Raw genomic sequence first — 11,665 nt, 5'->3', positions numbered from 1 at the left:
TAACGAATGCTCTGGATTTTCCTGAAGGAAGAATTTCCCTGCGGATAATGGTTTGCGGTTCATAATCCAAGTCTTCTGCTAAAAATAACGCTTTTAAATTGTAATTGGCTACATCAAAAGTAGCTTCAATAACACACTTTTCAGAAGCATTTTTGACACTGCTCAAATCGGCACGTTTACCAAGAATAAGCGATAATCCTCCTAACAGAATGGATTTTCCTGCTCCAGTTTCACCTGTAATAATTGTCAGTCCATTATTAAACTGAACTTGCAGATTATCAATTAAAGCATAGTTTTTTATGGAAAGTGAAGTGAGCATTATTAGTTTTGGGATTTATTATTTTGAATTGACGATAAAATTAAGCTTTTAAACCAATGCTGATATAAGCACAAAACAATGGTACCAACTTAGTTTTTATTTTAAAAATTTATTTCACGCCATTTCGAAGAATGAGTAGGCGCAATTCTGTTAAGAATATCTTTAACTTCCGTTATGTTAATCTTTGGTCCACCTGAAAAAACATCAAGGATTTCATCGGCTTTAGCATCAAAAAAAACACGCATCAAAAACGAATTTGGTCGTTGGCTATTCATCGCTCTAAGATCTTCAAAAACTTTGGCAATGGTTTCTTTTCCAAGTTTATCATTGTCTGCCATAACATCCAAACCGTTGCGATGGTAATTGTACATCACGGTTCTGAATTCCTTAAATGTTGGCGATAACATATTGTCGATAAGCACAAAACGAGATTGCTGACCATCTTCTAGTTTCCATCCCTTATAATTACCTTGTTGTGAATAATTGGTAATGGTTTGTGCTTGGGCAAAATACGGATCACCGCCGTTCAATTCAAACGTATCGGCATCCAATCCTAAGATCATAAAAACATGATAGGCTAAAACTGAAATTAAATTAGATTCAAACTGTGTAGGATTAAAAACTAAGTTTTGAAACTCGAGATATCTAAAGGTAAAATTCCGGTCGTTAAAATTATAAACCGGTGTGCTATAAGTTGAATTGAAAACAGGTCGTGAGGATTGTACCTGGATGGTAGCTTGGAAAACATCGCTGTTATAATCGCTGATATTAATAACCATACTGCAATCAATGCGCTCTTGAGACTTATAGTTTTTGTTGGTCCATTGAGTGTTATTGATAAACTCATTCAATTGCCGTTCGAGTGTTTTAAAAACCTGAACATTCTCATTACCTGTTTGTTGCGCATTAACCACCAAGTTACAATTCAATTCCTGAGAAAATCCAACCGAGGTAAAAGCTATAACAAGTATGTAAATAAGTTTATGCATGAATTTGTTTTATAATTTGATCCAATAAATCGACAGCGACCTCGTGTTTTGATTTCAAATTGAATGTCATGATATCTTGCTGATCAGTTATAAAAGTAACTTTATTAGTTGAACCACCAAAACCGGCACCTTTGTCCTTTAACGAATTTAGCACAATTAAATTTAAATTCTTGCTTTTTAATTTTCCTATAGCATTTTCCAATTCATTATTGGTTTCTAAGGCAAAACCCACCAAAAATTGGTTTTTCTTGATTTTCCCAATAGATGCCAAAATATCCTTTGTTTTCTCCAATTGAACAGAAAACGATGTTTCTTTCTTCTTTATTTTGATGTCCGACACATTCATGGGCGTATAATCGGCAACTGCTGCAGAAAGAATAGCAATGTCAACAGCATTAAAATAAGTATGGACCGCGTCATACATTTGAGCAGCACTAACCACGTTAATACGTTTAATAAACGAGTGTTCGGCAGTTTCGTGAGTTGGTCCAGAAATTAAAACAACCTCAGCCCCAAGATTGGCGGCAACTTTGGCAATTTCAAATCCCATTTTTCCACTTGAATGATTTCCAATAAAACGGACGGGATCAATAGCTTCATAAGTTGGACCGGCAGTAATAAGAACTTTCTTTCCTTTTAATGGCAATTGATCTAAAATGTTCTGCTCAATATGCGCCACAATAGCTTCGGGTTCTGCCATACGGCCCTCACCTACCAATCCACTGGCAAGTTCGCCACTTGTTGCAGGGATCATGATATTCCCAAAGGATTCCAATGTTTTAAAAGAATGTAATGTGCTTTCGTGCTTATACATGTCCAAATCCATTGCTGGTGCAAAATAAACAGGACATTTTGCCGATAAATAAACGGCCATTAATAAATTATCGCATATGCCATTGGCCATTTTAGCCATCGTGTTGGCGGTCGCAGGAGCGATTACAAATAAGTCGGCCCATAATCCGAGATCGACATGGTTGGTCCATACCTCATCTTCTTCGTCAACAAACGTAGAATGAACCGGATTTTTAGATAAAGTAGAAAGTGTTAAAGGTGTAATGAAGTCTTTAGAAGCGGGCGTCATCACGACCTTTACGTGAGCACCCGCTTTTATGAATAACCTAACAAGGTGTGCCGTTTTATAAGCAGCAATACCAGCAGTAATGCCGACAAGTATATGTTTGCCACTTAAAACTGACATCTTAATTATGCTTCTTTAATATCGTCTTCAGTATTTCTGAAATAAATTTTATCATCTAACCATTCCTGTACAGCAAGTGCATGTGGTTTTGGCAATCTTTCATAAAATTTAGATACTTCGATTTGCTCTTTATTTTCAAAAATCTCTTCGAGACTGTCATTATAAGTTGCAAATTCCTCAAGCTTATCTACAAGCTCTCTACGGATATCCGTATTGATCTGCTCAGCTCTTCTTGATATTACAGAGATAGCCTCGTAGATGTTTCCTGTTTCCTGATCAATTTCATTACGGTTGTAAGTGATTGTACTTACCGGAGCATTGCTCTTTTTTAAATCTATCATCTATATAAAATTAACTTTTTGTTGTATATGCTAAAATTGCGGTTTGCAATTCATTAATCATTGTTGAAGCCTCTGAATTGTGTTGAGATTCTGGATAGGCTTTGTTAAAAGCGTTATAATGCTTAATTGCAATATTTATACGCTCTTCGCGTCTGTACTCCACACTATTGATTCCTAACTTATAAGCCGAATCAAAACGGTAAAACATGGCTTCTTCCCTGAAAGAAGATCCCGGATAATCTAACAGAAAATTATCAAATGCTTTTATTGAAGCTTCATAATCTTCTGACTCAAAATTGGCTATTTTGTTATAGAGTTTTGCAATCTCAAAAGCTTTTTTCTCTAATTTATAATCCAATTCTTGAATTATAGCATTGGCCTCAGACAAATACTCCGAATCGGGATATTTATTAATAAACAACTGAAGCTTTTCAATGGCTGTAATGGTTTCTTTTTGTTCCTTACTGTAAACTGGTGACAATTTTGAAAAACTTTTAGCAGACATAAACAGTGCTTCTTCCGCTTTTTCACTTTTTGGATATTGCCCTTCAAAACGCTCAAATTGGTAACCTGCCATGTAGTAATCCTTCATTTGATAAAAAGAATTGGAGTACATGTACATCAGTTTCTCCGCTTGTGGCTTTCCTCTATATTGTGGTGCAATCTGTGCAAACAACTTATTGGCTTTGCTAAACTTACCAGCATCATACAAATCAGAACCCAGTTTGAATTTTGTAGCAATATCTTCCGATTTTAATGCCTTTTGATATTCACTACAAGAGGACAACACTAAGGTGATCAGTAATGTGTAAAAAATGTTTTTCATCCAAAAAATATTGTTATTTGTACTATTAGATTGAAATGCCAGCTTAAATTTGCTCATAAATAAAGGTTATGTTTAAATGGCCTTTTGTCATTTTTAAACAGAATGCAAAAATACACATTTATAACGTATTATAAAATAAAAAATTCTAGGCTAAATTAAGCATTGGATTTAAGCTAATAAGACGTTTAAATAAAATTTAACGTTTCTTCTTTATTTAAGAAGTGCTACACTTTTATTTATCTTTTCTTTCAATGCCTTTGAGGCAACTACCAGTGGCAATCTAACAACATCTTGAGCTAAATTCAAAGCTTCAAAAACTGCTTTTATTCCGGCAGGATTATTCTCTTCAAAAATTTGCGAGGTCACATCCATCAATTTAAAATGGATTTTGTAAGCTTCCTTAGCCTTTCCTTCAATTCCTGCTCGTATCATATTTGAAAAATCTTTCGGAAATGCCTGTCCTAAAACAGAAATAACTCCTGTACCACCAGCCAAAACAACGCCCAATGCCAAATCATCATCACCTGATATAATTAAAAAATCGTCGGGTTTGTTTTTCAAGAGTTGTAAATACTGAGCCACATTATTTCCTGCTTCCTTAATACCAATGATGTTTTTAAAGTCATTGGCCAAACGCAAGGTTGTAGCCGGCAACATATTAACGGAAGTTCTACCGGGAACATTGTAAAGTATGATTGGCTTTGGAGAAACTTCTGAAATTGCTTTAAAATGCTGGTATAAACCTTCTTGCGTAGGTTTTGTATAATAAGGCGAAACGGACAAGATAGCATCAATCGCCATTAAATCTGTTGTGTTTATTTCTTCAATAATTTCAGCTGTATTATTTCCACCAATTCCCAAAACCAAAGGCAATCGGCCTGCATTTGCCTTTATAATGGTTGCAATAACTTCCTTCTTTTCTTGTTTTGTAAGTGTAGCAGTTTCTGCGGTAGTTCCGCAAATTACCAAGTACTCGATACCATTATCAATATTGTAATTGACAATAGCTGTGAGCGCATCATGATCAACACTCAAATCAGATTTGAATGGAGTGATCAATGCCACACCAGTTCCAAGAAATTTAGTCATTATATTTTTTTTAATATGGTTAAGTATTTTTTTAATTCTGTTTTAAAAACATCAAAATCTTTGATGTCAACATCCAGTATAAAATCAAACAGACGATCGTCAACTCCAGAAAGGCCAACTTTAAAATTGGCTCTGGAAGCTGCAGTTACCATTTTTAAATGTAACGTATCACTTTTATAAAAACTGACCAGTGCATCAAACTCCGTATCTATAAATGAATTGAGCTCAGAATGCTTGATACTACCACGCCATCCAAAGTCGTTTTTACTGAAATAATTGCCCCACAACCGTTCGGTTTTCTTTTCGTCTTCTACAAAAACAATAATTTTTATTTTATGCAATTGAACGCCAAGTTCATTAAAAAAAGACTTTAGTGCCTCAACATCAGAAAACTCAGCAGAATCGATTATCACGCCAACGGATTCAATTTTTTTATTGCTAATTCCATTGTTCTTAGAACTTAACAATTTATTGACGAACTTTTGATTGGATTTTTCCTTAAATGCTTTTAAAATCATTTACTTTTGTTTTGACAAAGGTAGTAAAGACAATACATTTTTCTATTAACATTTTATAAGTTATTCAATGAATTTTAAAAATATTCTTCTGATTTTCGGCCTCGTTTTTTGTCTCTCGTGCAAAACACCAACACAGGTTTTCAAAATTGAAGGAAAAAACATAAACGTCAATGATAATTTGCAATCTAACGCAAACATTGATGATTTTATTAAGCCCTACAGAGAAAATATCACTAAAGATCTTGATAGCGTTTTGGGCTATTCAATGGACACTTATTCAAAAGCCGATGGCCATTTAAATACTGCCATTGGAAACCTTATAGCAGATATTGTGTATGAGCAATCAGAGCCTGTGTTTTTTAAAAGAACAGGCCAACATATAGACTTTGTACTATTGAACCATGGCGGAATTAGATCCATTATTTCCAAAGGACCGATCTCCAAAAGGACAGCGTTTGAATTGATGCCTTTTGAAAACTCAATTGTGGTTTCGAAGTTACCTGGCGCTAAGGTCAAAGAACTTTTAGACTATTTATCTCGTTCCAAACGTGCCCATCCTATTTCAAATTTAAAAATCGTCTTGGACAAAAACTATAAAGTTGTAGAAAGTTTGATCCATCAAGTTCCTATTGATTTTAATAAATCCTACTATATCGCCACTAACGATTATCTTGTTAATGGCGGTGATGGCATGGATTTTTTTAAAGGCAGCGAAGAACTCATAGTTTTGAACTACAAAATAAGGAATGCGTTGATTGATTATTTCATAAAAACGGATACCTTAAGCCCAACCATCGATGATCGATTTATTCAACTAAAGGATTAATGTCATTATTTTCTGAAAGATAAATTTATGTTATGAAAAGAAGAGAATTCATTCAACAAACGACGGCTGCAACCGCATTAGCTAGTTTGGGAAATTTTGGTTTACAGTCATTTTCAAGTGCACCAAAAAAAATCACCATTTTACACACCAACGATGTCCATAGCCATATTGATCCTTTTGGACCCGACGATGGAAGAAACCCAAATCAAGGTGGTGTCGCAAGACGTGCCACATTAATTGAAAGTATCCGAACCGAAAACCCACACACGTTATTGTTAGATGCTGGCGATATTTTTCAAGGTACACCCTACTTTAATTATTATGGTGGAGAATTGGAATTTAAGCTTATGAGCATGCTTAAATACGATGTAGCAACTGTTGGAAATCATGACTTTGACAATGGCATTGAAGGTCTATACGCACAATTACCCCATGCTAAATTTGATTTTATTAGTGCCAATTACGACTTTTCAAATACTGCTCTTGACACACATGTCAAACCCTATAAAACTTTTGTTAAAAACGGAATTAAAATTGGCGTTTTTGGATTAGGCATTCAACTTGCTGGATTGGTTGATCCAAACATGTATAAAGAAACGGTTTATCTCGATCCTACAGAGATTGCCCAAGACATGGCAAGAATTTTAAAAGAAAATGAAAAATGTGATTTGATTATCTGCTTATCACATTTAGGCTATAATTACCGAAATAACGACCAAAAACCAAGCGACCTAGTTTTGGCTAAAACCACTAAAGACATTGATTTGTTTGTTGGTGGACATACCCATACGTTTCTTCCTAAGCCCACAGTCGTAAAAAATAGTATTGGCAAAAACGTATTGGTCAATCAAGTAGGCTGCTTTGGAATTAACCTCGGCAGAATCGATTTTTACTTTGACAGCAATAAAAACAAATCGGCGGAAGGAATTTCGATTTTGGTTTAACCTTTAATTGCTAAAAGTTTTAATGATAAAATTATTTTTTGATGAAAATTTACTGAAACCTTTAGCAAGTTCTTGATGATTATAAACATAAATGCACAACAATAAAAGTCCTACACCTTGTAGGATTTTTTGTATGCCATCAAATAACCAATAATGAAGGTACATAGTGGTAATAAAGCTTAATATATCAGAAAAAACAAAACAGCATACAATAATTAAAAACAAGATTGTCTGTACAGTTTCTTCACTCAGATAAATAGTAAACGCCAAAATGCTCAAAAGCAGAAGTACCATTCCTTTTCCCAAAGACAAAGTCATGATAACACTATCAGAAAAACTATCTTTTACAGTAGCAAACATGATGTACATAAAGTAGCTACTTGCCAAAATAATTAGAACTAAATATATTGAAACCACCCCATCGAGTTTAATATACCTTAACCTCCCGATCATCACAAAAAACAGCAAGCAATAGACAGCAAGAAATGAAGATTCTGATAACTTTGAGGACATTGCCAAGTAATCAAGTCCATTAAAAAGTACACCAAGGAAATAGAGGACAAACACCGTAAAAAATATATTGGCCATGACCTTTTGGCTTAAAAAATAACTAACCATTAATAAAGGAATTACCATCAATGTGCTCACTTCTAGAATTAATGAAATCCCAAAATAAGAAGCCACAAAATTGAGCACTATTAGTAAAGTCAACAATAGAACTATTGCCCAGTTAGGTAATAAGTCATGCCACTGTTTCATGATAGATTAGTATAAGTAGGAAAAGCAAATATAACAAAAAAAACGAATTTCATCCGCATTTTATTGCATTTCATCGATTTTATTGTTAATGTATTAATCTGTCTTTTATTGCAGAAAAATAAAAAATGGTGTCAGTAAATTTCAGATAACAAAAACAGAAAAATAATAAGTCCGTTTTTTATCTTTTTTCATGAGCAATATCGATACTGACAAATAATTCAGATGGAACAAATACTATCAAAATCTCGACACTAAGCCATTAAATCTGACAGAATTGAATCTTTACGTTCTCGATTGGCCAAAATGGAATGTAAATAGAAGGACACAAAAGCACATACAAAAAATAGGGACGAAATCACATTGAGAAAACTAATCTCAGAAATATAAAAATAGGCCGTTTGAATGACTTGTGAAAAGAAAATAAAAATAGAACCAACCAATAGTGTAAAAGATCTTTTATCATCTTTATGTAAATAATTGATCAGTGCAACATTCAACAAAATCATGATGACTGCATTATATATAAATTCTAAATAATATGCATAGTGTGGCATTACATCCATTATGGTATTGGTGACCACTACAACAGAAAGTATATCCAAAAGGATTAAAACAAGGATATGAAATATATATTTTCGGAATACCTCAACAAGGTTGAACGATAATAAAGTCTGAATAATTAAAATTAAATATGATAAAATATATAATGAATTTCCAATAATATATAAATAATCAATTTTATCTATTGGCACAGGAGCGCTTAACCAATTCACAAAATTTAAAATTTCTGCTATTGAAAAAAACACAAGAAAGACTAAATAGAGAAAACTTCCCTTAGAGGATCTATTACAATACAATCCTATCAACAACAACAGTAACAAAACTCTAACTCCTGCAGCTTCGAACTCTAACCCGAAAGCTTGAAAACCTAGAAACACTAAGGCAAAAATCCCTAAAAGGGCAATTAATATTTTTTGAGCAATCATATCAAGTAAGTATCATATTCAAGCAAATATAACAACTATTAACAATTAAACGAATAAAATTGCACTTAATCGATGAAATTAATGAGGTAGTAGGTTTTTTATTACAAAAATGACATGAACTCATATTCAGAAATTATAGGAATCTGCAATTGTTCGGCCTTAGCTTTCTTACTTGGCCCCATATTATCGCCAGCAATCACATAATTGGTTTTTGTAGATATCGATCCCACAACACGCCCACCATTATCTTCTATAAGTTTTTTTAATTCATCTCTTGAAACCGATTCAAAAACCCCCGATACCACAAATGCTTTTCCGTCTAACTTATTGGTTTGGCTGGCCAATTTTTCAGCTGAAATTTCTAATTTCAAACCAAAACTCTTCAAACGTTCCAAAATCCTTTGGTTTTGCTCCAAACCAAAAAAGTCGACAACGCTCATGGCAATACGTTCACCAATTTCATCAACAGTCACCAAATCGATTATTGTTGCCTTTGCTAAATTTTCAATGCTCTTATAATGATTAGCCAACTTTTTTGCAACAACCTCACCAACATACCTTATGCCAATAGCATATAAAACACGTTCAAAAGGCACTTGCTTTGACGCTTCGATACCATTTATCAGATTATCCGAACTTTTTTCAGCCATCCGCTCCAACCCTATAACCTGATCTTTAGATAGCGCATATAAATCAGAATAATCCCGAATTAGCCCCTCTTTAACCAATAATGCTACGGTTTCACCGCCCAAACCTTCAATATCCATTGCTTTTCTCGAAATAAAATGCTGAATACGTCCAACAATTTGTGGATGACATCCATTATAATTTGGACAATAATGCTGTACTTCACCTTCATTTCGAAGCAATTCGGTGCCACATTCAGGGCAGTTTTTAATATACTGGGTAGGTTGTGAATTGGGCAGACGCTTGCTAAAATCGACAGCAATAATTTTCGGTATAATTTCGCCACCTTTTTCAACAAACACTTCATCGCCCACCCTAATATCTAAGCGTTCTATTTGATCGGCATTATGCAGTGAGGCACGTTTAACAGTTGTTCCGGCCAACTCCACGGGCTCCAAGTTAGCTACCGGTGTAATAGCGCCTGTACGCCCTACCTGATACGTTATTTCATTTAATCGGGTAGAAACTTGTTCGGCTTTAAATTTGTATGCAATGGCCCATCTCGGCGCTTTTGAAGTATATCCTAATTCGTCCTGCTGATGTAAATCATTTATTTTTACCACAACTCCATCTGTTTCATATGGCAGATCATGACGATGAACATTCCAATAATCTATAAATTCGAAAACCTCTTCAATTGAATTGGCCAACACCGCCGTTTTTGGCACTTTAAATCCCCATTGGCGCGCTTTTTCCAAACTTTCAAATTGTGTGACAATATTTAAATTACTTCCAATAATATTATAGAGCAAACAATCTAAAGGACGTTTTGCGACCTCAGTGCTATCTTGAAGTTTCAAACTGCCTGACGCTGTGTTTCTAGGATTTCTATATGGCTCTTCGCCAATTTCAATCCGTTCTTCATTCATTTTATTAAAACCTTCAAAAGGCAAGACAATTTCTCCTCTGATATCAAATTTTGGCGGATAATCTCCTTTTAAGCGCAATGGCACTGAACGGATGGTCCTAATATTTGCAGTGACCTCATCACCTTGCACACCGTCACCCCTGGTAACAGCTCTACTTAAAACTCCGTTTTCATAAGTTAGGCTTATGGAGGCTCCATCATATTTTAATTCACAAACATATTGTACTTTACCTTCGACCACTTTTTTAACACGTGCCTCCCAATCCAAAACATCTTCCTTTGAGTACGAATTATCCAATGAATACATACGGTGCTCATGTCTCACAGTTTCAAAATTCTTTGTAATGGTACCACCAACACGTTTTGTGGGCGACTGTTCGTCATCAAATTCTGGATGTTGTGCTTCCAAAATTTGTAGTTCTTTTAATTTGACATCAAAATCATAATCACTAATTGTAGGCTGGTCAAGAACATAATAATTGTAATTGTGTTGATTGAGTTCCTCACGAAGTTTTAAAACATGTTGCTGAATATCCATAGATTTCATTGAAGGGTAAGTTATCTTTTTAAGCTATATTTACTACTTCAAATATACTAAAAATGCAGCTCAAGAAACTAGTCACGTTAGTAGTTGTTATCAACCTGTTATACAACTGTGATTCCCAGATTGCCGAAAAACAAACTCCTCAAATCCTTCCACAACCAGTCCAAACCGAGATCCAAACCGGTGAATTTATTTTGGACAACTCCGTTGGAATGACCTTTAACGACCACTTTAAAATTTCCGCTAAATTCCTAAAGGAGTTTATAGAAAACGGAAGCCCTATTGAACTGAAACAAAACGACGCTATTGTATTTATTAAGGATGAAACAATCGCTAATGACGAAGGTTATCAACTGGCCGTTTCCTCAAAACAAATAGAAATCAGGGCTAAAACAGACAAAGGTGCATTTTATGCCGTACAATCCTTACGCCAATTATTACCTGTCGGATTTGAAAATAATACGTTTTCACAAACCCGTGTTTCCATACCAAACGTCACTATCAACGATGCGCCTCAATTTAAATATAGAGGCATGCACTTGGATGTAGGCCGTCATTTTTTTTCGGTTAAATTCATCAAAAAATATATTGATGCGTTGGCAATGTTAAAAATAAACACGTTTCATTGGCATTTAACAGAAGATCAAGGCTGGCGTATTGAAATTAAAAAATATCCATTATTGACGGAAAAAGGCGCTTGGCGTGTGGAAAGCTCCCATGACATTGCCTGCAACGAATTGGCAAAAACGGATCCTTCCTATATTATTGACG

At 34.6% G+C, this 11,665-nt stretch carries 13 protein-coding genes; 3 read left to right on the top strand and 10 right to left on the bottom strand.

The features are described from left to right. From VNJ50_RS12515 to VNJ50_RS12485, 7 genes are all read right to left on the bottom strand, one after another. A partial coding sequence (locus VNJ50_RS12515) for an AAA family ATPase (RefSeq protein ID WP_325582419.1) occupies positions 1 to 319 on the bottom strand: 319 nt, incomplete at its 3' end. 101 nt (positions 320 to 420) lie between these two features. Further along, complete coding sequence (locus tag VNJ50_RS12510; RefSeq protein WP_325582418.1) at positions 421 to 1,308, bottom strand: DUF4835 family protein; 888 nt, start codon at positions 1,306 to 1,308, stop codon at positions 421 to 423. After that, entirely contained in the window at positions 1,301 to 2,506 is a 1,206-nt protein-coding gene (gene coaBC / locus VNJ50_RS12505) for a bifunctional phosphopantothenoylcysteine decarboxylase/phosphopantothenate--cysteine ligase CoaBC (RefSeq protein WP_325582416.1), read from the bottom strand. The genes VNJ50_RS12510 and coaBC overlap by 8 nt, the downstream gene beginning before the upstream one ends. Before the next feature lie 5 nt (positions 2,507 to 2,511). Further along, positions 2,512 to 2,847: a DNA-directed RNA polymerase subunit omega gene (locus tag VNJ50_RS12500; RefSeq protein WP_325582414.1), complete on the bottom strand. Its 336-nt coding sequence runs from the start codon at positions 2,845 to 2,847 to the stop codon at positions 2,512 to 2,514. Positions 2,848 to 2,857: 10 nt separating this feature from the next. Beyond that, entirely contained in the window at positions 2,858 to 3,673 is an 816-nt protein-coding gene (locus VNJ50_RS12495) for an outer membrane protein assembly factor BamD (RefSeq protein WP_325582412.1), read from the bottom strand. A 210-nt stretch (positions 3,674 to 3,883) separates the two neighbouring features. Beyond that, complete coding sequence (dapA, locus tag VNJ50_RS12490; RefSeq protein ID WP_325582410.1) at positions 3,884 to 4,762, bottom strand: 4-hydroxy-tetrahydrodipicolinate synthase; 879 nt, start codon at positions 4,760 to 4,762, stop codon at positions 3,884 to 3,886. Next, the gene (locus tag VNJ50_RS12485; protein WP_325582408.1) at positions 4,762 to 5,280 is read right to left on the bottom strand and encodes a DUF6913 domain-containing protein; all 519 of its coding nucleotides are present in this window, start codon (positions 5,278 to 5,280) and stop codon (positions 4,762 to 4,764) included. The genes dapA and VNJ50_RS12485 overlap by 1 nt, the downstream gene beginning before the upstream one ends. A gap of 67 nt (positions 5,281 to 5,347) precedes the next feature. On the opposite strand from VNJ50_RS12485, the gene VNJ50_RS12480 reads away from it, so the two are divergent. Together VNJ50_RS12480 and VNJ50_RS12475 are read left to right on the top strand one after the other, a co-directional pair. Further along, the gene (locus tag VNJ50_RS12480) at positions 5,348 to 6,106 is read left to right on the top strand and encodes a 5'-nucleotidase (protein WP_325582406.1); all 759 of its coding nucleotides are present in this window, start codon (positions 5,348 to 5,350) and stop codon (positions 6,104 to 6,106) included. A gap of 32 nt (positions 6,107 to 6,138) precedes the next feature. Beyond that, a complete protein-coding gene (locus tag VNJ50_RS12475) occupies positions 6,139 to 7,050 on the top strand; it encodes a metallophosphatase (protein ID WP_325582404.1) in 912 nt (303 codons plus the stop codon). A 3-nt stretch (positions 7,051 to 7,053) separates the two neighbouring features. Here the strand turns inward: VNJ50_RS12475 and VNJ50_RS12470 are convergent, their stop codons facing one another. The 3 genes from VNJ50_RS12470 to ligA form a co-directional block, all read right to left on the bottom strand. Continuing rightward, positions 7,054 to 7,809 carry a hypothetical protein gene (locus VNJ50_RS12470; protein ID WP_325582402.1) on the bottom strand — a complete coding sequence of 252 codons (756 nt, stop codon included), beginning with the start codon at positions 7,807 to 7,809 and terminating at the stop codon, positions 7,054 to 7,056. A gap of 251 nt (positions 7,810 to 8,060) precedes the next feature. Then, positions 8,061 to 8,582 (bottom strand): hypothetical protein, encoded by a 522-nt coding sequence (locus tag VNJ50_RS12465; RefSeq protein WP_325582400.1) that lies wholly within the window; start codon positions 8,580 to 8,582, stop codon positions 8,061 to 8,063. Positions 8,583 to 8,896: 314 nt separating this feature from the next. Beyond that, positions 8,897 to 10,888 (bottom strand): NAD-dependent DNA ligase LigA, encoded by a 1,992-nt coding sequence (ligA, locus tag VNJ50_RS12460; protein ID WP_325582399.1) that lies wholly within the window; start codon positions 10,886 to 10,888, stop codon positions 8,897 to 8,899. Between the two features lie 62 nt (positions 10,889 to 10,950). Between ligA and VNJ50_RS12455 the strand changes: the two genes are divergently transcribed. Next, positions 10,951 to 11,665, top strand: a 715-nt coding sequence (locus VNJ50_RS12455) for a family 20 glycosylhydrolase (RefSeq protein WP_325582397.1), incomplete at its 3' end; no start/stop codon positions are given.

Source organism: Gelidibacter sp., assembly GCF_035577925.1.
Lineage (GTDB): Bacteria > Bacteroidota > Bacteroidia > Flavobacteriales > Flavobacteriaceae > Gelidibacter.
Note: the sequence above shows the minus strand (reverse complement) of the source record. Positions and strands in the feature narration are given on the sequence as shown.